The following is a 22,267-nucleotide window of genomic DNA, read 5'->3' on the forward strand; positions in this document are numbered from 1 at the left end:
TGTACGCTCTCGGCCCGGAGCACTGGGTGTCCCGGGAACAGGAGGTCGGCCCGGGGCACGGTCTGGCGGCCGAGACGACGCAGAGCACACAGCCATGAATTTCGAACCCTCACAGGAACGAGCGTTGATTCGATCGACGGCCGAAGAGGTGGCCGCCGAGTACGGACCGGAGCACTGGCGCGAGAAAGAACGGAAGGGGGAGTTCTCAGAGGCGTTCTGGGACGAACTCGCCGAGGCCGGCTTCCACGGCCTGCTGATCCCCGAGGAGTACGGCGGGGCGGGGATGGGCATGCAGGAGATGGGGCTGGCGATGGAGACCCTCTGTGCGGAAGGGTGTGGGATGGCCGGCACCTGGTACCTCGTGCTGACCGCGGGGATGGCGGCCGTCGGCATCCGCGAGCACGGGACCGAGGAACAGAAAGAGACCTACCTGCCGGACATCGCCGACGGGAAGCGCAACTTCTCGATCGGGATCACCGAACCCGACGCCGGGACGAACACGCTCAACGCGGCGACACGGGCCGAGAAGGACGGCGACGAGTACGTCATCAACGGACAGAAGGCGTGGATCACCTACTCGGATCGCGCGGACAACATGGTCCTCGTGACGCGGACGACCCCGCGCGAGGACGTCAATCGGGGCACCGACGGGATCAGCCTGTTCATCATCGACATGGACAGCCCCGGCATCGACGTCTCGCCGATCCCGAAACACGGCATCAACTACTCGAAGTCGTGTGAAGTGTTCTTCGAGGACGTCCGCGTCCCGAAGGAGAACCTGCTCGGCACCGAGGACGACGGCTGGTGGGCGCTCGTCGACACGCTCAACCCCGAACGGATCGGCTTCGCCGCCGCCGGCACCGGCATCGGCAAGCTCGCGGCGAACACGGCGATCCAGTACGCCAACGACCGCGAGGTGTTCGACGCGCCGATCGGCTCCCACCAGGCCGTCTCGTTCCCCATCACGAAGGCGTACGCCCGGATGGAGGCGGCGGCGCTGATGCGCGAGAAGGCTGCCTGGCTCTACGACCGCGGCGAGGAGTGTGGCTACGAGACGAACGTCGCGAAGGCCACGGCCGTCGAGGCCGGCATCGAGGCCGTCAAGCAGTCGATGCAGGCCTTCGGCGGCTGGGGCTACGCCGAGGAGTACGACGTCGAGCGCTGGTGGCGTGAGATCAACCTCACCCGCCTCGCCCCCGTCTCCCAGCAGATGGCATACAACCACATCGCCCAGCAACTCGGCTTCCCGAAGTCTTACTGACCATGTTCGAGAAACTGCTAGTCGCGAACCGAGGCGAGATCGCCGTCAGGATCATGCAGGCCTGCGAGGAACTCGGCGTCGGAACGGTCGCCGTCTACTCAGACGCCGACCGCGACGCCGGCCACGTCCGGTACGCCGACGAGGCGTACAACGTCGGCCCCGCGGCGGCGAGCCAGTCCTACCTGAACCAGGAGGCGATCCTCGAGGCCGCCGACCGCGCCGGTGCGGACGCCATCCACCCCGGCTACGGCTTCCTCGCGGAGAACGCCGACTTCGCCCGGGCGGTCGAGCAGGCGGAGGGCATCACCTGGGTCGGCCCCTCGAGCGAGGCGATGCAGGCCCTCGGCGAGAAGACCACGGCCCGGAAGCTCATGCAAGCGGCCGACGTCCCCGTCGTCCCCGGGACGACCGACCCCGTCACTTCCGCCGACGAGGTCCGCGAACTCGGCGAGGAGTACGGCTACCCGCTCGCGATCAAAGCTGAGGGCGGCGGCGGCGGCCGCGGCATGAAGATCGTCCGCAGCGCCGAGGAAGCCGGCGACGCGCTCTCGAGCGCGAAACGCGAGGGGAAGGCCTACTTCGACAACGAGTCGGTGTACGTCGAGAAGTACCTCGAGGCGCCGCGACACGTCGAGGTCCAGATCCTCGCCGACGAGCACGGCACCGTCTTGCACTTAGGCGAGCGCGACTGCTCGCTCCAGCGCCGTCACCAGAAGATCGTCGAGGAGGCGCCGAGCCCTGCGCTCGACGACGACCTGCGCGAGGAGATCGGTGAGGCCGCCCGCCGGGGCGTCCGCGAGGCGGGGTATACGAACGCCGGAACCGTCGAATTCCTCGTCGAGGACGGGGACTTTTACTTCATGGAGGTCAACACCCGAATCCAGGTCGAACACCCCGTCACCGAGGAGGTCACGGGGGTCGACGTCGTCCGCGAGCAGCTCCGGGTCGCCGCGGGCGAGGAGCTCCCCATCTCCCAGGAGGACGTCGAGATCGAGGGTCACGCTTTGGAGTTCCGGATCAACGCCGAAAACCCCGCCGACGGCTTCGCGCCGACGCCCGGCCCGCTCGCACGCTACGACCCGCCGGGCGGCTTCGGCGTCCGGATCGACGATGCCCTGCGCCAGGGCGACGAGATCGGCGGCGACTACGACTCGATGATCGCGAAGCTGATCGTCCGCGCCCCCACGCGTGAACGCTGTCTCGAGCGTTCGGCGCGGGCGCTCAAAGCGTTCGAGGTCGCGGGCGTGGAGACGACGATCCCGTTCCACCGGCTGATGCTCACAGACGAGACGTTCCGCGCCGGCGAGCACACGACGAAGTACCTCGACGAGGAGGTCGACGACGATGAGCTGCGAGAAGCGGTCGAGCGCTGGGGTTCGCCTGACGTCGAGACGGCGGCCGACGGGACGGCCACGACGAACGAGGTCTCCGTCGAGGTCGACGGCCGCCGGTACGAGGTCGTCGTCGAGGACGGGCTCCCGCGGGCGGCCGCAGGGGCCGACCCCGCGAACGCCGGCGGTACGACCGGCGGGAACGGGGCCGCCTCGAACGCCGGCGGGGCCACGCAGGTCGCCGCGGGCGACGCCGTCACGGCCGAGATGCAGGGGACCGTTCTCTCGGTGAACGTCTCACCCGGCGAGGACCTGTCGGGCGGCGAGGTCGTCTGCGTCATCGAGGCGATGAAGATGGAAAACGACGTGATCGCGCCGGCCGGCGGCACCGTCGCCGAGGTGCCCGTCGCCGAGGGCGACGCCGTCGACATGGGCGACCCGCTCGTCGTCCTGGAGTGATCCCATGGAACTGAGAGTGACCGAATCCACGACGGACGAGGAGGCACAGGCGATCGCGGAGGCGCTTGCGTCGCACTTCGACGACGACGTCGAGCTCTACGCGGGTGACGGCGACGAGCCGGTCGCGAGCGCGTCGGCACCCGCGAGCGCGGGCGTGGCGTCCGCTAGCAACGGCGCCGGCAGCCGACCGAGCCCCGCCGACGACGACCTCGGGCCGACCGAACGCGAGGAGCTGCTGTGGACGGAGATCGAGGAGATCCTCGAGGGCGGCCCCGAGAAGTACAAAGCGCGCCTAGGCGAGCAGGGCAAGCTGTTCGTCCGCGACCGGCTCGATCTCTGGTTCGGCGAAGAGGGGCTCAAATTCGAAGACGGGAAGTTCGCTCACTTCGACGCCGAGGATCGGCTGCCTGCGGACGGCCTTCTGACCGGTGCTGCGGAGTTCGAGGGCCGGGACGTCCACTTCATGGCCAACGACTTCTCCGTGAAGGCGGGGTCGATGGCCAAGCGCGGGGTCGAAAAATTCCTGCGGATGCAACAGCGGGCGCTCAAAACGGGCAAGCCCGTGCTGTACCTGATGGACTCCTCGGGCGGGCGGATCGACCAGCAGACGGGCTTCTTCGCCAACCGCGAGGGCATCGGGAAGTACTACTACAACCACTCGATGCTCTCGGGTCGCGTCCCCCAGATCTGCGTCCTCTACGGGCCGTGTATCGCCGGGGCCGCCTACACGCCCGTCTTCGCCGACTTCACGATCATGGTCCGGGACATGTCCGCGATGGCGATCGCCAGCCCGCGGATGGTCCAGATGGTCACCGGCGAGGACATCTCGATGGACGACCTCGGCGGCCCCGACGTGCACGCCCAGCATTCGGGCAGCGCGGACCTCGTCGCCGAGGACGAAGAACACGCCCGCGAACTGGTCGCGAAGCTCATCGGCTATCTGCCCGACAACTGCGACGAGAAGCCCCCACGGACAGAGGGACGCGCCCCGCGGCTCTCCCCCGAGGGCATCGACGGCGTCATCCCCCAGGAGCCCAATCGCGGCTACGACATGTTCGACGTGATCGAGCGCGTCGTCGACGCCGACTCGGTGCTCGAGCTCCGTCCCGAGTACGGGAAAGAGATCGTCACGGCCTTCGCTCGCATCGACGGCCGACCGATCGGCATCGTCGCCAACCAGCCCAACCACCGGGCGGGCGCGATCTTCCCCGACGCCGCCGAGAAGGCCGCCCAGTTCATCTGGACCTGTGACGCCTACGGGATCCCCCTGCTCTACCTCTGTGACACGCCCGGCTTCATGGCCGGCTCGCAGGTCGAGAAAGACGGGATCCTAGAGCAGGGCAAGAAGATGATCTACGCGACCTCGAGCGCGACGGTCCCGAAACAGTCCGTCGTCGTGCGCAAGGCCTACGGCGCGGGCATCTACGCCATGTCGGGGCCGGCGTACGATCCCGAGAGCATCATCGGGCTTCCGTCGGGAGAGATCGCCATCATGGGCCCCGAGGCGGCGATCAACGCCGTCTACGCGAACAAGCTGGCGGCGATCGAGGACGACGACGAGCGCGCGCAGATGGAACAGGAGTTACGCGAGGAGTACCGCGAGGACATCGACGTCCACCGGATGGCCAGCGAGGTCGTCATCGACGAGATCGTTCCCCCGAGCACCCTGCGCGAGGAGCTCGAGGCCCGCTTTGCGTTCTACGAGACCGTCGAGAAACAGCTGCCGAACAAGAAACACGGCACGATCCTCTGACCATGCCGGGGCTGTACTACGAAGAGTTTACGGTCGGCGAAACGATCGAGCACGAGCGCCGTCGCACGATCTCGGAGAGCGACAACCAGCGCTTCTGTGATATGACGATGAACCAGCAGCCGCTGCACTTAGACGCCGAGTTTGCGGCCGAGACGCCCTTCGGCGAGCGGCTGGTCAACGGCATCTACACGATGGCGCTGGCCGTCGGCATCACCATCCCGGAGACGACCGACGGCACCATCGTCGCCAACCTCTCGTACGACAACGTCGAGCACCCCGAGCCGGTCTTCCACGGCGACACCATCCGCGTCCAGTCGACCGTGACTGACAAACGCGAGACGAGCGACGGCGAGCGCGGCGTCGTCACGATGCGCGTCGAGGTGTTCAAGATGAACGAGCCGGACGAACCGCTCGTCTGTTCGTTCGAGCGGACCGTCCTCTCGCTGAAGCGGCCGAACGGGGACTGAGCGCGGTCGCGTCGGCGGTTCGGTTCGTTTTTCCGACTCTCACGCCTGGCGTCCGATCAGCCACCGCCAGCGCTGCTCGAGCGGCCCTTCGACGTCGGCGAGCAGCGCGCGCGCCTCTTGGACGCGTTCGTCCGGCGGGAGGGTCGGGTAGAGCCGGGCGGCGACCGCGGGAATCGAGTGAAATCGACGCAGTCGCTCGGCGGAGACCTCGTCCGTCCAGGCGCCGGTCTCGAGGGTGAATCGACCGGCGAGTGCGGATTCGACCTCGGCTGCGGCGCTTGGCGAGCGCGAGTCGCGAGAGAGGTCCGCGAAGGCGTCCCGGCCGTCGGCGGTGGTCCAGCCCTGGGGGGCGACGGCGGCGACGACGCCGCCGGCGCGGAGGACGCGCGCGGCCTCGCTCGCGGCGCGGTCGGGGTCGGGGGTGAGAAACAGCGAGGCGGTGAAGACGACCGCGTCGAAGCTCCCGTTCCCAAAGGGCAGGTGGTCGAAGTCGGCCTGGACGCGCCGACCCGCGGGGTTTTCCCGAAGCATCGGCCAACTGATGTCGAGGGCGACGACCGCCTCAGCGAGCCCCTCGAGCCGTCGCGTGCTCGCGCCCGTGCCGGCCCCGGCGTCGAGGAGCGACTCGAGGTCGCCCGTGGCGTCGTCGACGACGGTCGCGAGCCGCTCGGCGAGTTCCGCGAACTGTCCCGTCTCGGACTCGAACGCCTCGTAGCTGCCGACGCTCACGTCGAAGTTGCGGCGGATGGCGTCTTTCATCGTCCCCACACTCCCACGGAATCACGATAGTACTGCCGGCCCGGGGGCGGCGGCCGACCGTCGTACCAGGGAAACGACTGGTTTTATGTGAACGTTAGGCATAGTTTGTCGTGATGTACGATAGCGAAGTGCTCGCCGATCTGCGCGACCAGCTGGAACGCGTCTCGGCGTCCGAGCTGTACCGACAGACGTTCGAGGAGGCTGGGATCGAGCCGTCGGCGATCGAAACCTGGGAGGACTTTCAGGCCGTTCCGTTCACGACCGCCGACGACCTGAAAGCCGACCTCGAGGCGAACCCGCCCGAAGGATCGCTCTCGCCGCGAGGAGCCATGCTCTCGTTTTCCCCGCTGGGCGACGACCTCGCGCCGATGTTCGATACGAAAGCCGACCTCGAGTACGAGGCCGAAGCCAACGCCGCGGTCTTCGAGCGGATGGGAATCGAAGAGGGCGACCGCGTGCTCAACACCTTCGGCTACGAGCTGTTCGGCACCGGCTACCTGATCCAGCGGGGACTCGAGGAGCTCGGCGCCGAGGTGATCCCCGCGGGGCCGGGAGAATCAGCGCAGGCGGCGGAGACGATCTCGACGTACGGCGTCGACGCGCTGATCGGCAACCCGAGTTTCGCGCTGAAGGTCGCGGAAGCCGGCGGGGAGGTCGACGTCTTCGTCGGCGCCGGCGAGCCGTTCACGTCGATTCCGGGCTACCGCGAGGAGGTCAAAGCGGCGCTGAGCTGTGAGACGGCGGTCGACTACTTCGGCACCCGACACGTGTTACCGATCGCCGCCGAAACGAGCGAGGAAGACGGGCTTCACGTGGTGGACGAGTACGCCATCGTCGAACTCGTCGACCCGGACACCGGCGAGTCCCTGCCGCCGGGCGAGCGCGGCGAGGTGGTCGTCACTCACCGCCGGAAGGAGGGCTTCCCGCTCGTGCGCTACCGGACCGGTGACCTGGCCGAACTCGAGGCACGCGACGGCGAACTCGTGTTACCCGACGGCGTCATCGGGCGGACCGACGAGCGCCTGAAGGTCAAAGGCGTCAAGCTCTACCCCGAGTCGATCCCGGCGGTCCTCGCGGCGTTCGACGGGCTCACGGGCGAGTTCCGCCTCGAAGTGTCCAGACCCGAGTCGACCGACTACCTGAAAGTCGTCTGCGAGGGCGAGGCCGACGAGGACGAACTCGCCGCCGCGCTCGCGGACCGAATCCTGATCTCGCCGAACGAACTCGCGTTCGTCGACGAACTCGAGGAGACGGGCGTCGTCGACGAGCGGTACTGACAGCCCCGGATCGAGTACGGCCTCAGGCGTCGAGACCCAGGTAGTCGGCTGCCGTCCGGTAGAAGAGATCCCGAAACGTCTCCTCGGGGAGGTCGCGCTCGAGTAAGCCGACCCGTTCTTCGCGGTACGGATACGGAACGTTCGGGAAGTCAGAGCCGTACATGATCGACTCCGAGAGCTCGACGAACGTCTCGTCGGGAATCGACGTCGGATCGAACCCCATGGTCTCCACGGCCTGCGTCGACATCGCGAACGTCGTGTCGAGGTAGACGTTCTCGTGGTCGCGGGCGAGCTCGAGGAAGCGATCGACCTCGTAGGTACCCATGTGCGCACAGCAGACGCGCAGCTCGGGGTAGGAGTCGATCAGCGCCTCGAAGGCCTCGGCGCCGACGTACGGGCTGTCCTCGAACATCGGGGCGGTCCCACCGTGGAGCGTCACCGGATACTCGAACTCGGCGACGACCTCGAGGGCGGGTTCGATCCGCGGATCGGCGGGGGCACACTCCTGGACGGGGCAGTGGATCTTCAGGCCCCGGGCGCCGGCCTCGAACGCCTCGCGGACGATCGCCCCGACTGCCTCGTCGTCGGGGTGGACGGTCGCGAACGGGAGCAGTCGCTCGGAGGCGTCGGCCTGCTCGAGCAGCCAGTCGTTCAGGTCGATCGCGAGTCCCGGCTCGTGCACGTACGGCAGGGCGACGTACGCGTCGACGCCCGCTGCCGTCAGAACGGCCTCGATTTCCTCGCGACCCGACGGGTGCACGAACGTCCAGCCGGTCTCGTCGGTGAGCGCCCGGCGAATCGCGCCGGTGAGCCGGGCTGGAAAGAGGTGCGTGTGTGCGTCGATGGCGGGTCGGAACCGCTCGCCACGAGCCGTCGATCGCTCGTCCGATGGCATCTCGCGGTTCACTCGGAGGTGCCACAGACGAGGACCGGACGGTCGGTGCTGAGGATGACGTCCTGGGTGACGCTCCCGAAGACGGCTTTGCCGGTGGGCGAACGCTTCCGACCGGCGACGGCGATCAGCTCCGCGTCGTGTTTATCGGCTGCGTCGAGCAGTCCCGTGGCGGTGTCGCCGCTCGACTCGTCGAGCGTCACGTCGATGTTGTGTTCCTCGAGGATCTCCCGTGCCCGTCGAACTGAGCCGACCTGATCGACGGACGCTCCCTCGGGGTTCTCGTCGAACGAGTGGACGAGAACGACGTCGGTCCCGTCGGCTCCGGGAAGCGTGACGATACCGTTTGCAAGCGCTCTAGCGCGGTCGGCGTCGGTGTCGATCCCTGCGACGATCGTTGACATACACGTTTGGCATCGCAGGCCTGATAAATAGGTGTGTCGGCAGTGACCCTGGTGCACTCGGGCCGAACGCATCCGTGGCTCACTCACGAATCGCACGTCAGGAGTGTGACGTAGACGTCAGAAAACCGGTGCCTACTGTATCTTCAGTAGGCGTACGGCCATTTTCTGAAATAGTCTTTTATCTGCCCTAACGCCGCGAGGAGCCCCTTCGGCTCGACGGCGAGCACGATGATGATGACGACGCCGAAGAACACCGCGTCGATCGCCGCCGCGTCGGCCGCGTAGGCAGCGATGAAGTCACGGACGCCGCGCTCGAGCAGCGAGATGACGCTGACCCCGGTGATCACGCCCCAGACGCGGCCGATGCCGCCGAGCAGTAACATCACGTAGTGCTCGAGGGTCATGTCGATCGTGTAGTGGGTCGGATCGACGAAGCCGATGTAGTAGGCAAAGAGCGCCCCGGAGACGCCGATCATGAAGCCGCCGATGGCGTACGCGAGCAGCTTGTTCCGGAAGACGTCGATGCCGAGGACGGCCGACGAGAGGTCGTTCTCGTGGATGCCGCGGAAGGTTCGGGCGATCCCCGTCCGGCTGAGGTTCAGCGTCAGGATGGCGAAGATCGCCATCACGAAGAACGCGAGGAAGTACTGTTCGGTGCGGGAGGCGATGGTGAGCGAGTCACCGATCAGCCCGATCTCGCGGGGCATCGACTGCTGGGTGCCGCCGTGGATCACCTCGTACCGGCCTCCCATCTCGAAGAACCACTCGGCGATGAACTGCAGCGCGAGCGTCGAGATGGCGATGTAAAAGCCCTTGACGCGCCAGGAGGGCAGTCCGAAGATCACGGCGACCATGGCGGTCAGCAGGCCGCCGAGGATCATCGCGGGGATCATCCCCGCGCCGAGTTCGGTTACCACCCTGACGGCGGTGTAGGCCCCGATCGCCATGAACGCTCCCTGGGCGAGGACGATCTCGCCCGCGTACCCCAGGATGACGTGCAGTCCCAGGACGGCGATGATCATGATGTAGATCCGCGTGATCGTCGACAGCATCCCGCCACTCACCACGAACGGGATGAGAAACGGAATAGGGAGCGCGAGCACGAACGCGATACGTTCGATCCGCCAGCGGACGAGCCCCATCCGATCCTCGTAGGAGGTGAAGTACTCACCGCAGGGCATCGGTCACCCCTCCGTCGGTCCGATCGGTACTGGTACTCGAGGTCGGTGCCTCGGTCGCGGGTCGTGCGGTCGTGTGTAAGGTCGTGGCTCTGTTTCTCATAGTTACAGTCGCTCGATACGTTCGGTTCCGAATAGGCCGTACGGCATGACGAGGATGACGACGACGAGCAGTAGCATCGGCAAGACTTCACCGAAGCCGGCGCCGACGACCGGTGCGACGTAGTAGTCGCCGACCTCCTGGAGGAGGCCGACGACGATCGCGCCGATGAACGCCCCGGGGATGCTGTCGAGCCCGCCGAAGACGACGGCCGCGAAGATGAGGATGCCGACGCCGTAGATCCCGAACGACGTCCCGCCCTGGGACATCGCGAGCAGGATCCCACCCACGGAGGTGATGGCGATCGAGATCGCCCACGAGAGGACGATCGTTCGCTCGATGGAGACGCCGAGCACCATCGCCGCCTGCTGGTCGCTCGAGCACGCCCGGAGGATCGATCCCATCACGGTGTACCGGAAGAAGGCCATCAGCGCGAGGACGACCACGAGCGAGAGGGCGACGCCCAGCGCGAACGAGGCGTTGAGGTCGACGCCGAACAGCAGCGGCACGCTCCAGTCGAACTGGAGCGTCGCCGGGTACGCCCGGCTGTCACGACCGAAGAAGAACTGGATACCGCCGGTGATGATGCCACCGAGGGCGAGCGTGACGATGATCACCGACAGCACCGGTTCGCCGATGAAGTGTCTGAAGATCACCCGCTCGAGCACGACGCCGAGCAGCAGCCCGACGACGATCGTGACGACCACTGCGAGCGCGGCTGGCAGCTCGAGGAAGATGAGCGCCGGCGGCGCCAGGATGGCGACCAGGTACGCCCCGAGCAGGGCGAACTGTCCCTGGGCGAAGTTGAGCACGCCCGTCACCTTGTAAATGAGGACGAACCCCATCGCGACCAGTGAGTAGATCGCTCCGAGACCGAGTCCCCTGACGAAGACCTCGAAGAAGGTCGCGATGTTACTCATGGATCTCACCCTCGATGAGCTGCTCGAGCGATTCCCCGTCGTCGACGTCGATAACGCGCATCTCGCCGCGTTCGCGGGACTCCCTGCCGTCCTGATACGTGATGGTTACGTCCATTTCGATCGTCTCCTCGTCGCCGTAGATGCCGTCGATCAGCTCCTCGTACCGCTCGTTGACGACCTCGCGACGGATCTTTCCGGTCCGCGTGAGTTCGCCGTCGTCGGCGTCGAACTCCTTGAAGAGGACGACGAAGCGCTCGAGCGGGTGCTCTAAGCGCTCGTTCGTCTCCTCGACGACGCCTCTGATGAGTTCCAGCACCTCGGGTTGCTGTGAGAGGTCCTGGTAGCCGGCGTACTGGATGTCTCGCTGGTCGGCCCACTCGGCGACGTTCTCGTAGCGGATGTTGAGCACTGCTGTGAGGAACTCACGTCCTTCGCCGACGACGAGCGCCTCCTTGAGGTACGGGTTGAACTTCAGGCTCGTCTCGACGCTGATCGGGGCGACGGCCGTTCCGTCGGCGAGCTCTAACACGTCGTCCATCCGGTCGAACACCTTGACGTGGCCGTCCTCGGTGATCGCGCCGAAGTCGTCGGTGTGGAGCCACTCGCCGTCGAGCGCCTCCGCGGTCTTCTCGGGCTGGTTGTAGTAGCCCGAGGTGACGACTGGACCCCGGACGACCAGCTCGCCTTCGGGCGTGATACCGACCTCGACGTTGGGGAACACCTCGCCGACGGTGTCGGCCTGGATATCCTCGTTGCGGTGCATCGTCACGAAGCCACAGACCTCCGACTGCCCCCAGATCTGCTTGAGCGGAATCCCCAGGGCGTGGTAGTACTGGAAGTGTTCTTCGCCGAGGGGACCACCGCCGGTGTAGACGTTCTTCGCGCGCTTGAGGCCGATCTTGTCGAGGATCGGCCGGTAGGCGGCCCAGTAGGCGAGCCAGTGTTTGAAGCGCAGCGACGCCGGCGGCTCCTGGCCGCGCTTGTCGCCGCTGACGTACTCGGCGTACTCGTTGCCGATCGCCATCGCCTTCTCGTACACCCAGCGTTTGAGTCGCGTCGTGTTCTCGATCTTCGCTTTGATGTTTGCGACCCAGCCCTCGTAGCCGTTCGGCGAGGAGAAGATGATCTCCGGGCCGATCTCGCGCATGTCTTCGCTCTCGGTTTCGGGCTGTTCGGCGAAGTTCGCCGTCCAGCCACCGACGAACGCCGCGGCGATGAGGATCATCTGCTCGCCCACCCACGCCATTGGGAGGTACGAGAAGTAATCCGACCCCTTCGGGAGCGGATCGATCTCGATCGCGGCGTTCGCCAGGTTGAGGAAGTTGAAGTGGGTCAGCTGGACGCGCTTTGGCATCCCCGTCGTTCCCGACGTCGGCGACAGCATCGCCGGCGTGTTCGGGTCGACGTCCCGTACTCGCGCTTCGAAGTCGGCGTCGGTCACCTCGCCACCCGTCGAGCGCTCGCGACCGCGTTGCTCGAGTTCCTCGTAACTCACGACCGGCACGACGGTGTCGTCGTAGCGGAACATCCCCTTCGGGTCGCGGTAGACGATCGCCTCGAGCGACGGCGCCTGGTCGGCCACTGACAGCAGCTTGTCGACCATCTCCTGGTCCTCGGCGTAGGCGACTTTCGGCGAGAGGAGCTCGAGCTGGTTGCCGATCGCCTCCGGGAGCATGTCCTCGTAGTTCGGTGCCGCCATCCCACCCAGGGACTGGGCGGCCATCCACGACCACAGCTGATGAGGGCGGTTGTAGCCGATGGTAAAGAGAACGTCCTCCTCACCGAACTCGAGCGTCTCGAGGCCGAGTGCGAAGTGTTTCACCCGTTCGTAGTACTCCGTCCAGGTGAACTCCTGCCAGACGCCGTAGCGCTTCCAGCGGAGGGCGACCTCGTCGGGGTGTTCCTGAACGTGGTTCAACAGGATCTCCGGGAGGGCCTTGTCGTCGACGATCTCGACGTCGCCTTCCGGCGCCGAGGCGATCCGTTCGATCGTGAGCGTCCCGTCCAGTTCGACGTCGGGAACCTGCTCGTCCACCTCCGACATTCAGTCCACCCCCGTGTAGATGTTCTGGACCTCCGGGTCGTCCGTCACCGCTTCGGGTTCACCTCGAGCGATGACGCCGCCTTTGTGCAGGACGATCATCCGCTCGGAGACGTCGGTGACGACCTCGAGGTCGTGTTCGATCATCACGAGCGTCAGCCCTTCGTCCTCGTGAAGGTCAGCGAGCAGCCGCACCATGTCGTACTTCTCGTCGAAGGTCAGGCCGCTCATCGCCTCGTCGAGTAACAAGACGTCGGGATCGAGCGCGAGCGAGCGCGCGAGGTCGACCCGCCGACGGATGCCAAGCGGCATGCTCGAGATCGGGCTGTGACGGTACTCCCACAGCTCGAGGTAGTCGATGATCTCTTCGGCGCGACGCATGTTCTCCGCCTCGAGTCGGCGGGCCGGACCCAGGTACGTCAGCGCCTGCCACAGGGTCGGCCGCTCTTTGATCGAGAGGACGGTCATGATGTTCTCGACGGCGTCTTCCTCCTCGAACAGCTCGAGTCCCTGGAAGGTTCGTCCCAGGCCCTTTCGTGCTCGCCTGTACGCGGGATCGGGCGTGACGTCCTCGGCGTTGAAAAACACCTGGCCTCCCGGGTCCGGATCGTAGAAGCCGTTGAGGACGTTCAACAGCGTGGTTTTGCCGGCGCCGTTGGGCCCGACGATCGAAATCCACTCGCCTCGCTCGATGCCGATCGAGACGTCGTCGACGGCGGTGATCGCGCCGAACGTCTTCGTGACGTCTCGGCAGCCGAGGATCGCGTCCTCCGGATTCACGTAGGGCCCGGATCGCAGTTCGGGGTTCGGTGACTCTGATAAACTCATGAATACTGTCGTGTTACGTCCACCGCTTGCGGATCTTGTAGTGTCGAATGTCCGAATACCTGCTCTCCTCGCTGCTCGTTCCCAGGTAGAACTCCTTGATCTCCTCGCGCTGGGTGAGTACGTCCGCGGGGTCGTGGAGCTCGATCTGGCCGTTCTCCAGCACGTAGCCGTAGTCGGCGATCTCGAGCGTCCGTTTTGCGTTCTGGTCGGCGATGATCATCGTGATGTCCTGCTCGCGGTTGATCTCTCTGAGCGTCTCGAAGATGTCCTGGACCAGCTTCGGGGCGAGCCCCAGCGACGGCTCGTCGAGCAACAGCAGCTTCGGCTTGTGGATCAGCGCCCGGGCGATGACGAGCATCTGCTGTTCCCCGCCGCTGGTGTAGCCCGCCTGCACGTCGAGGAGGTCCTCGAGCTGGGGGAAGTACTCGAAGGCGAGTTCGTAGTCCGACTTGTCGTAACGCACCCGTCGCCCGCCACGGTACAGTCCACACCGCAGGTTCTCCTCGACGGTCAGGTCGGGGAAGGTCCGTCGTCCCTCGAGGATGTGGGTGACGCCTCTGTCGACCATCTCGTTGGTGCTGGCGTTCGTCACGTCGTCGCCCTCGAAGTAGACCGAGCCGCGGCTGACCTCGCCGCGTTCGGTGAGCCCGATGCCGGAGATCATCTTCAGGATCGTCGACTTCCCGGCGCCGTTCGGGCCGAGGAGTGCGACGATGTCGCCACGCTCGGCTTCCATCGAGACGCCCTGCACCGCCAGGAAGTGGCGATCGTAGACGATCTCTGCGTTGTCGAGTTCGACGACCGGGACGTCAGCGAGGGACTCCTGTTCTGCGCTCATATTATTCGGGGAGCCAGTCATCCCGGCGCTCGAGTTCGACTGCGCCGTCGTGGACCAGTTCGCCGTTCTGGACCTCGAACATCTGGCCGGTCATCGTCGCCCGGCGGTCGTCTTCTTCGAAGTTCAGCGGTTGGGGGAGCAGCCCCTCGCCGTCGAAGCCCTCGAGTTCGAAGAACGCCTCGCGCACGTCCGCACCGGAGTGGGGGTCGTTGCCCATCTCCTGGGCCAGCTTGATCCCCTCGATGGCCAGCGCCGCGTGGGTGACGCCGCGGACGTAGTTGAGGTTCGCGTCCTCCGGATCATCCATGTCGCGACCCTCGCGTTCGAACGACTCCTCGATGATCTGGGCACCGCGGGCGTCCAACGCCAGCGCCTCGTCCCACGTGACGTTCGCGTTCACGTACCTGGCGCCCTCGAACAGCTCCGGGAACTCCGCAACGCGGAACTCGTCGACCGTCCAGGTGAGCCCCATCACGGTGATATCGGCCCCACGCTGGTCGATCGCCTGGAGGAGCACCCGCATCGGATCGGCGGTGTTCTGGTGGATGAGGTAGTCGACGCCGTTATTCTCGGCGCGTTGCACCTGCGTTCCCGCATCACCTTCGTCGAGCTCGAGGGTGATGTTGTCCTCGAGGTCGAGGCCGAGCTCCTCGGCGTACGCCTCGCCGCCAGGGATCGGTGATTCACCGAAGGCAGTCGTGTTGTGGATGAACGCGACCGTCGCGTCGGGGTCGTTGTCGGCGATCCATTGCAGGTGCGCACGCGCCTGACTGGTGTAGTCGAGGTTGGTGTAGAAGTTGTACTGGGTTTCCGAGCCCAGCAGTGCGTCGCTGTAGGACGCCGAGATGTAGACCACCTCGTCGAAGTGGGCGTCGTTGGCGAGCGCCTCGGTGTCGGCCGTCCCCCAGCCGATGATGACGGGCGGGAAGTCGTCGGCCGTGTGTCCGGAGTACTGCTGCTGGGCCTCGTCGACCTCGTAGGCGTAGTCCTGCCAGTCGTGAATAATCTCTTCGTCGAGTTCGTCGTTCTCGTTGTACCACGCGATCGCGTCACGGGAACCGAGGCCCGTGGGCCGGCCGACGTCGGCCGTCCCGCCACTCAGGTCGTAGATGCCGGGGACCCGGATCCCCTCTTCGTCGTCGCCACCCATGCAACCCGCGAGTGCCATTCCGGCCGTCGCGGCGGCGACCCCGCCGGTGCTGCGCAGGAATCGGCGGCGGCTGTGCGTTACCCTTTCATAGCTGTTGTCAGCATCCCTCATGCTAGTACACCCCTCACAAATACCCCAATATTATTTAAATCATTTGGTCGACTTGAGGGGAACGGGGAGGAGACAGTAGCTCCTTAATGATCGTCGTACCGTCACAGCGTGTGTACTGTCGGACACGAGTAGCAGCCCCAGGTGAGTATGGCGGCCCCGTCAGGAGTAATCGAGGTTCACCTGAACGACGTTCGCCGACCGCTGCACCGCCCTGGCGACCTCCTCGAGACTCTCCTCGTCGTCGATCCGGTACGATGGGCTACAGACGCAGACCGATGCACGAACCTCGTCGTTCATGTCGAGTACCGGCGCGGCGATACAGGTCATCCCCGACATTCGTTCGCCGTCGTCGATGGCGTACCCTCGTTCGCGGGTCCGCTCGAGTTCTTCGTACAGTTCGTCCCGGTCGGTGATCGTGTTCTTCGTCATCCGCTCGAGCCCGTGCTGGTCGAGAATCGCGTCGACGCGTGCGTGTGGCAACTCTGCCAGAATGGCCTTCCCCGGCGCGACGGTGTGCAGCGGCATGCGCACGCCCCGGAACGCGTCGATGTTGATCGCCTCCTCGCCCTCGTCGAGGCTGATCAACACGCCGAGCCCGTTCTCCTCGATCATGAGGCTGATGTGTTCGCCCGTCGTCGCCGCGAGCTTCGGGAGTTCGGACTCGGCGGCTCGCACGACGGCCATCCGCTGGCGCCGCCGCTCGCCGATCTCGAGGAACTTCGTACTCGGGCGGTACTCGAGGTCGTCACGAACGACGAATCCGGTCTGGGTGAGTGAATTGAGGTAGTTGTGTGCGGTACTGACGGGCAGATCGAGCTCGGTAGCCAGATCGGACGCCGTTAGCCCGCCGTGTCTCGACAACGACTCGACGATCTCGAACGCCTTGACCACGGATTTGATGGTCCCATCGTCGTCCATGGCACACCTTGTGAACGCGACCCACATGATACTTTCGGCTATACTGAATTTTGAACGGTCCCTCATTCGGCCACGGGGTGTGAAGATCGGTCGAGAACGACGCCACAGAGCTGACTGCTGGCGGCCACACCGCAGCACTCCGGCGGTTTCACCGGGAAGCCGCGACTGACGTCCCTGAACACGTTCTCGATAGCCGGTCCCACGATGCTGAAACCAAATACCATGAATGTTCGTGGCAAATTCACTAACCCTGGAATCAAATTTCTTCGAATCGGCGCATACGAAGCTATCACCTACTTTGCTCTTGAGTATGCGCTCCAGTAATTAGAAAACGGGTCGGGAGTTTATGCCAACCCGAATCCGACAATGCTGAAACAGGGGTCAATTACAGCCGTATGGCTGTAACGTAGCGTTCCGGCAGGGCTACTGTCAGAGCTGTTGAGACGCCGGGATATCGTCGCTACTGCGACCGGATATCTGCTACCGACTGGGCGGCGAAACTGACCGCAAGCGAGGTTGTGTCCCCGAATCGAACGCCGATCTGGACGACGCCACAGCGCTGGTGTACGAGGGACCGACTCCCCCGCAGACATTCACTCAAAATTACGAGTGGTTGCTAATCCTATCATTTCTTATACTATATTTGAATCGCATAGAAATTCGAGTTCCGACGGTACTCGCTTGCCACCAGCAGGCTACCTGCGCGTGCGATCTCGTCCGACTACCTCGATCCCGTCCGACTTCAACACTACCCCCCGATTCCGGCCGAGAAGCCGCGGTAGCGGTCGATAATCTCCGTATTCTGCACCTCTTCCCGTTCGTGGACATCCACCCGTTCGAGCCCACTGGGCTCTCGCTTGCTGTCGCTCAATTCCAGTGGTGAGAAGGAGGGTTTGAGTAGTGTTGCATCTATTTTCCGCACCAAACCATAATCTTTAGTAGCTGTCTTCCTATCGGGTAGTTCTTCTAGCCGGTCAGGATCCAAACGGTGACGATCACTTGGAAACGACCCAGGAACGGACGGCTACACCCGCGATCGGTTACAAATTATAAGTGAGCAACGCGCGAAGGTGGCGGTGCTATGCAACTCACCTGGCACGGCCACTCGACGTGGCACGTCACCGTCGGCGATACGGACCTGCTGATCGACCCGTTTTTCGACAACCCGAAGACCGACCTCGAGCCGGCGGACCTCGAGACGCCGGACTACGTGCTGTTGACCCACGGCCACGCCGATCACATCGCCCACGCCGGCGAGTTCGCAGAGGCGACGCTAGTCGCGACGCCGGAACTCGTCTCCTACGCCACCGAGGAGTTCGGCTTCGAGGACGCCGTCGGGGGGATGGGGATGAACCTCGGCGGCACCGTCGAGTGCGGCGACGCCTACGTGACGATGCATCGCGCGGATCACACCAACGGCATCATGACCGAGTACGACGTCGACGCTGGAATGCCCGCCGGCTTCGTCATCTCGAACACGAAACCGACCCAGACCGCCGACGAAGAGAGCACGACGTTCTACCACGCCGGCGACACCGGCCTGATGACCGAGATGCGTGACGTCATCGCCCCCTTCTTAGAGCCCGACGCCGCCGCCGTCCCCATCGGCGACCACTTCACGATGGGGCCCTGGCAGGCGGCCGTCGCCGTCGACTGGCTCGACGTCGACTACGCCTTCCCGATGCACTACGACACCTTCCCGCCGATCGAGCAGGACCCCGCAGACTTCGAGCGCGAAGTGCGGGCAACCGGTAGCGACGCCGAGGTCGTCGCTCTCGAGGCCGACGAGCCGTTCGACCTGGACGGACACCTGTAGAGACGGTCGCACTCGTTTTTCCGGACGGATTCACCGGGGAGACCAACGTTTACACCGTCGGTCGTCGTGCGTTTGCTTGCAATGGCGAAAGAAGTCACCACCACCTCCGAGGAGGGGTTCAGCGCGACGAACGACATCCGCGAGTTCGAGACCGAGATCGACGCCACGGGTGAGGATGCGCCCGACACGCTCGAGGCCGTACTCGCCGCCTACGGCTCCTGTTACGTCCCCGCGCTACGCGTCGGCGGCCAGCAGCGCGACGTCGACGAGCTCGGCCGAATCGAGATCGGCGTCACCGGCGAACTCAACGACGACGACAAACTCGAGTCGATCGACTTCGACATCCGCGTCGAGGCGGACGTCGACGACGAGAAGGGGGAGGCGATCGTCGAGCGTGCATTCGAGCTCTGCAAGGTCCACGACGCGTTGAAAGAGAGTCTCCACGCGGAGGCGAGCTTCGAAGGGAACGCGTTCTAGTCTCTCCTGGGCGGATAGGCGGGGGAAACCCTGATACCACCGTCCCACCAAGCACCCGGCATGACAGCGAATAGCTGGACGGACCAGATCGTCGGCGAGCGGATGACCGTCGACCAGGAGTTCTCCCCGAAGATCGCGAGTTCTCGCTTTTCGAGTCAGGAGTGGAGCCTCATCATGACCGCGACGGAGTTCGAGATCGAACGTCCCGACGATCCCGAGGAGGCGCGACTCGTCGCGAACACGGAGCGGGTCGACCAGATCCTGCCGGAACTCGAGAACATCCGGTCGCAGATGGGGGCGATGGGCGGCGTTCCCGGCGAGAGCGGTGGCGCAGGCGGCGGAGGCGGCGGATTCCTCGATTCGATCAAAGGCGCACTCGGGATGGGTGGCGGAACCGGCGGCGACTACGAGGCTGAGCGCGAGGCGGCTGAGGAGCTTACCCAGGCGTACGCCGACCAGCTGCAGGCTCACCTCGAGTCGAAAGGACGCTGGGACGCCATCCGCGAGCAGGCAGCCGACGAGTGATCGGTCGCCCCCAGGGGGCGGTCAGTCACCCGCGTGGAACATCGTGTACTCGCTCGCTTCGTAGATGTTGATCAGTTCGGTGACGAGCTCGTCGTAGGACTCGTCGTCGACGCGCAGCGCGTCGAGTCGTTCGATCGTCTCCTCCTCGAGTTCGATCGGTGGCATGCGAGAACCCAACGGGCCGAATCGTGATAAAAACTGTCGAGGTATCGAGCGAAACACTCTTTCACGGTACTTTCGTATTCGCCTGACAATGAGAGACTCGCGGTGCTCGCCGAGAGTGAGTCCCTCGGTTCCGCTCTCGAACGGTAGTAACACCGACGCCGCTGGGTGGACCACGTGACGTCCATGATCAAGGCAGCGGGTTCCAGAGGCTCGGTCGAGACGCCGCTCCTCGCTCACGGCTGGGGCTGGGAGTTTACGCCTTTCACGCCGGTGTTAATCGCGACCGCACTCGTCACGGCAGCAATCGGGTTCTACGCGTGGCGCAACCGCGACGCGACGGGAGCGACCGCCTTCGTCGTCGTGATGGCGTCAGTCTCGCTGTGGTCGTTCGCCTACGGGCTTCACCTGGCCGGAACGACCGAACCGACGATGCGCTTCTGGTCGAACGTCGTCCACGTCGGCGTCGCGACCCTCCCGGTCGCCTGGCTCTGTTTTACGCTCCAGTTCGCCGGGCACGACCACCTGGTCACCCGATGGACGGTCGCCGGACTCTCCCTCGTCCCTGCCGTCTACCTCGGGTTCGTCTGGACGAACCAGTACCACCACCTCGTCCGGGAACCACACGGCGTCGAACTCGTCGAGAGCGGATCGCTGCACGTTTACGTCCACTCGCTCGGCCCCGTCTTCGACGCACACGCACTGTACGGTCACCTGCTGCTGTTCTCGGGAGTGGTAGTCCTCGTTCACCTGCTGTTCTGGTCGTCGGCCGTCTACCGTCGCCAGGTCGGCCTGCTGATCCTGGCTGCGTTCACCGTCGGCCTCGCCAACACCGTGAACCTCGTGGGTCGAAACCCGATCCCGAACGTGGACCCGACGCCGTTCAGCTTCCCGATCGCCGGGGCGCTCATCCTGGTCTCGATCTACCACTACCGGCTGTTCGACCTCACCCCGGTCGCCCGAGCGTTCGTCGTCGATAACATCCAGGAGGGGGTGCTCTTTCTCGACACCAGCGACCGCGTCGTGGATCTGAACGAGTCGGCCGAGCGGTTGCTCGAGGTGGACCGCGACGACGTCGTCGGTCGGCCGTTCGAGTCGGTCCTCCCGTTCGACCTCGAGCCAACGGATCGGACACGTCACGAGGCGGATTCGGGCCGGTCGAGAGGCGCCTGGTCCGGGGACCGGGACCCCGACGTGGCGACCGGTCGACCCATGACGAACGGCGGGGAGCCGATGGTAGCGACGGATGAGCACCCGCATCCGCTCGTCCGAGCCGACGCCGGAGCCGACGTGGTCACCGACGCTGAGGTCGTCGTCGACAGTGGCGACGGCCCGCGCTTTCTCCACTTCCGATCGACGCCCGTCGCGGACGTCAGCGGCGACCCCCTCGGCCGGTCGATCGTCGTCCGTGACGTCACCGAAACCCGGGAGCTTCAGGCCGACCTCGAGGCGACCCTCGAGCGGCTCCGCCGGTCGAACGCCGAACTCGAGTCGTTCGCGGGCGTCGTCTCCCACGACCTCCGGGAGCCCCTCCGAACGACCGTCAACTACCTCTCGATGGCCGAACGTCGGCTGGAGGGGACGGTGGACGACGACGACGCCGAACTCCTCGCGGTCGCCCGGGAGAACGCCCAGCGAGGGCAGGCGATGGTCGACGACCTGCTCCGGTACTCCCGCGTCGGGCCCGCCGACGACGAGTTCGAACCGGTCGACTGCAACCGGGTGGTGGCCGACGTGCTAGACGCACTGCGCTACGAGGTAGAGGACCGCGACGCAACGATCGAGGTGGACGAGTTACCGACCGTCGTCGGCGTCGAGCACCTGCTCTGCCGGCTCTTCCAGAACCTGCTCGCGAACGCGCTCGAGCACTCGGGCGACGAGCCACCGACGATCGACGTGACCGCGACGCGACGCGACGGGGCGTGGGCGTTCGCCGTCAGTGACGACGGCGTTGGAATCGAGCCCGACCGCCTTGAGTACGTCTTCGAGCTGTTTACCCACGCGAACCGGACGACTGACGACGGCGGGATCGGGGACGGCGACGGGACCGGGATGGGGCTGGCGATCTGTGAGAAGATCGTCGAGGAACACGGCGGGCAGATCGCGATCGATTCGACCCCAGGCGAAGGGACGACGGTCGGGTTTACGATCCCCGCGGCGTCGACGGTCGGTCGCGTTTCGCCCGTGGGAGCCGACTCGACGGGCGAGTGATGGACCGACCGGTCACCCGGTGCTTCGTCGGGTCGCCACAGCTTTACGTTCGCCGGCCCTCGGTGGGGGCATGGCAGACGACGTCGAAACCACCACGTTTACCATCGAATCCGAATCTGGCGACGAAGACGAAGTGACGCTTCCAGCGGGGCTCGTCGACCTCGTGGCCGACGGTGACCAGTCGCCGGCCGAGACCGTCGGCGACGTCGCGCTCCTCTCGTTCGCGAGCCGTGCCCACCACGTCGTCCACCACGGCCAGGGTGCGGACGAGGACCTGGAGGCCCAGGAAGCCCGCGCGATGGAACTGTTCGAGGAGCGCTTCGGCGTGACGTTCGCCGAGGCAACCGGCCACCACCACTGAGCCCGATCGCCGGTTCGGCTCCCGCTGC

21 protein-coding genes are annotated in these 22,267 nt (G+C 65.4%); 10 read left to right on the forward strand and 11 right to left on the reverse strand.

Features of this window, described 5'->3' with window-relative positions; all coding sequences use genetic code 11:
- Positions 1-94 precede the first annotated feature (94 nt).
- Genes NMQ09_RS07185 through NMQ09_RS07200 form a run of 4 tightly spaced genes read left to right on the forward strand, consistent with a single transcriptional unit; the run spans position 95 to position 5,271 of the window.
- Positions 95-1,261 (forward strand): acyl-CoA dehydrogenase family protein, encoded by a 1,167-nt coding sequence (locus NMQ09_RS07185; RefSeq protein ID WP_255193917.1) that lies wholly within the window; start codon positions 95-97, stop codon positions 1,259-1,261.
- A gap of 2 nt (positions 1,262-1,263) precedes the next feature.
- Entirely contained in the window at positions 1,264-3,051 is a 1,788-nt protein-coding gene (locus NMQ09_RS07190) for an acetyl-CoA carboxylase biotin carboxylase subunit (protein ID WP_255193918.1), read from the forward strand.
- Between the two features lie 4 nt (positions 3,052-3,055).
- Complete coding sequence (locus NMQ09_RS07195; protein WP_255193919.1) at positions 3,056-4,804, forward strand: acyl-CoA carboxylase subunit beta; 1,749 nt, start codon at positions 3,056-3,058, stop codon at positions 4,802-4,804.
- A 2-nt stretch (positions 4,805-4,806) separates the two neighbouring features.
- On the forward strand, positions 4,807-5,271 hold the full coding sequence (locus tag NMQ09_RS07200; protein ID WP_255193920.1) for a MaoC family dehydratase: 465 nt from the start codon (positions 4,807-4,809) through the stop codon (positions 5,269-5,271).
- A gap of 39 nt (positions 5,272-5,310) precedes the next feature.
- Here the strand turns inward: NMQ09_RS07200 and NMQ09_RS07205 are convergent, their stop codons facing one another.
- Positions 5,311-6,030 (reverse strand): class I SAM-dependent methyltransferase, encoded by a 720-nt coding sequence (locus tag NMQ09_RS07205; protein ID WP_255193921.1) that lies wholly within the window; start codon positions 6,028-6,030, stop codon positions 5,311-5,313.
- A gap of 113 nt (positions 6,031-6,143) precedes the next feature.
- Here NMQ09_RS07205 and NMQ09_RS07210 point away from each other — a divergent pair, with 113 nt between their 5' ends.
- Positions 6,144-7,307 (forward strand): phenylacetate--CoA ligase family protein, encoded by a 1,164-nt coding sequence (locus NMQ09_RS07210; RefSeq protein ID WP_255193922.1) that lies wholly within the window; start codon positions 6,144-6,146, stop codon positions 7,305-7,307.
- Between the two features lie 22 nt (positions 7,308-7,329).
- Here the strand turns inward: NMQ09_RS07210 and NMQ09_RS07215 are convergent, their stop codons facing one another.
- The 9 genes from NMQ09_RS07215 to NMQ09_RS07255 form a co-directional block, all read right to left on the reverse strand.
- On the reverse strand, positions 7,330-8,202 hold the full coding sequence (locus NMQ09_RS07215; RefSeq protein ID WP_255193923.1) for an amidohydrolase family protein: 873 nt from the start codon (positions 8,200-8,202) through the stop codon (positions 7,330-7,332).
- A gap of 8 nt (positions 8,203-8,210) precedes the next feature.
- Positions 8,211-8,603: a universal stress protein gene (locus NMQ09_RS07220; RefSeq protein WP_255193924.1), complete on the reverse strand. Its 393-nt coding sequence runs from the start codon at positions 8,601-8,603 to the stop codon at positions 8,211-8,213.
- 143 nt (positions 8,604-8,746) lie between these two features.
- Positions 8,747-9,784, reverse strand: a complete 1,038-nt coding sequence (locus NMQ09_RS07225) for a branched-chain amino acid ABC transporter permease (RefSeq protein WP_255193925.1) — start codon at positions 9,782-9,784, stop codon at positions 8,747-8,749.
- A 102-nt stretch (positions 9,785-9,886) separates the two neighbouring features.
- Entirely contained in the window at positions 9,887-10,801 is a 915-nt protein-coding gene (locus tag NMQ09_RS07230; protein WP_255193926.1) for a branched-chain amino acid ABC transporter permease, read from the reverse strand.
- On the reverse strand, positions 10,794-12,845 hold the full coding sequence (locus NMQ09_RS07235; RefSeq protein ID WP_255193927.1) for an AMP-binding protein: 2,052 nt from the start codon (positions 12,843-12,845) through the stop codon (positions 10,794-10,796). The genes NMQ09_RS07230 and NMQ09_RS07235 overlap by 8 nt, the downstream gene beginning before the upstream one ends.
- Positions 12,846-13,670 (reverse strand): ABC transporter ATP-binding protein, encoded by an 825-nt coding sequence (locus NMQ09_RS07240; RefSeq protein ID WP_255193928.1) that lies wholly within the window; start codon positions 13,668-13,670, stop codon positions 12,846-12,848. It lies immediately after the preceding gene.
- A gap of 13 nt (positions 13,671-13,683) precedes the next feature.
- Positions 13,684-14,508 carry an ABC transporter ATP-binding protein gene (locus NMQ09_RS07245; RefSeq protein ID WP_255193929.1) on the reverse strand — a complete coding sequence of 275 codons (825 nt, stop codon included), beginning with the start codon at positions 14,506-14,508 and terminating at the stop codon, positions 13,684-13,686.
- 1 nt (position 14,509) lies between these two features.
- Positions 14,510-15,769 carry an ABC transporter substrate-binding protein gene (locus NMQ09_RS07250; RefSeq protein WP_255193930.1) on the reverse strand — a complete coding sequence of 420 codons (1,260 nt, stop codon included), beginning with the start codon at positions 15,767-15,769 and terminating at the stop codon, positions 14,510-14,512.
- A gap of 159 nt (positions 15,770-15,928) precedes the next feature.
- On the reverse strand, positions 15,929-16,687 hold the full coding sequence (locus tag NMQ09_RS07255) for an IclR family transcriptional regulator (protein WP_255193931.1): 759 nt from the start codon (positions 16,685-16,687) through the stop codon (positions 15,929-15,931).
- Positions 16,688-17,768: 1,081 nt separating this feature from the next.
- On the opposite strand from NMQ09_RS07255, the gene NMQ09_RS07260 reads away from it, so the two are divergent.
- The 3 genes from NMQ09_RS07260 to NMQ09_RS07270 all read left to right on the forward strand — a co-directional run bounded on the left by NMQ09_RS07260 (position 17,769) and on the right by NMQ09_RS07270 (position 19,505).
- Positions 17,769-18,503, forward strand: coding sequence for a metal-dependent hydrolase (locus tag NMQ09_RS07260; RefSeq protein WP_255193932.1), 735 nt, complete (start codon positions 17,769-17,771; stop codon positions 18,501-18,503).
- Positions 18,504-18,584: 81 nt separating this feature from the next.
- Positions 18,585-18,980 (forward strand): OsmC family protein, encoded by a 396-nt coding sequence (locus NMQ09_RS07265; RefSeq protein ID WP_255193933.1) that lies wholly within the window; start codon positions 18,585-18,587, stop codon positions 18,978-18,980.
- Positions 18,981-19,040: 60 nt separating this feature from the next.
- Positions 19,041-19,505 (forward strand): DUF5799 family protein, encoded by a 465-nt coding sequence (locus NMQ09_RS07270; RefSeq protein WP_255193934.1) that lies wholly within the window; start codon positions 19,041-19,043, stop codon positions 19,503-19,505.
- Between the two features lie 21 nt (positions 19,506-19,526).
- Here NMQ09_RS07270 and NMQ09_RS07275 read toward each other — a convergent pair whose 3' ends face one another.
- Positions 19,527-19,670, reverse strand: coding sequence for a DUF7557 family protein (locus NMQ09_RS07275; protein ID WP_255193935.1), 144 nt, complete (start codon positions 19,668-19,670; stop codon positions 19,527-19,529).
- A gap of 183 nt (positions 19,671-19,853) precedes the next feature.
- Here NMQ09_RS07275 and NMQ09_RS07280 point away from each other — a divergent pair, with 183 nt between their 5' ends.
- Positions 19,854-21,878 (forward strand): histidine kinase N-terminal 7TM domain-containing protein, encoded by a 2,025-nt coding sequence (locus NMQ09_RS07280; protein ID WP_255193936.1) that lies wholly within the window; start codon positions 19,854-19,856, stop codon positions 21,876-21,878.
- Between the two features lie 70 nt (positions 21,879-21,948).
- Positions 21,949-22,239, forward strand: a complete 291-nt coding sequence (locus tag NMQ09_RS07285; protein ID WP_255193937.1) for a DUF7545 family protein — start codon at positions 21,949-21,951, stop codon at positions 22,237-22,239.
- Positions 22,240-22,267: the final 28 nt, after the last annotated feature.

This window comes from Natronobeatus ordinarius (assembly GCF_024362485.1).
In the GTDB taxonomy this organism is placed as follows: Archaea; Halobacteriota; Halobacteria; order Halobacteriales; family Natrialbaceae; genus Natronobeatus; species Natronobeatus ordinarius.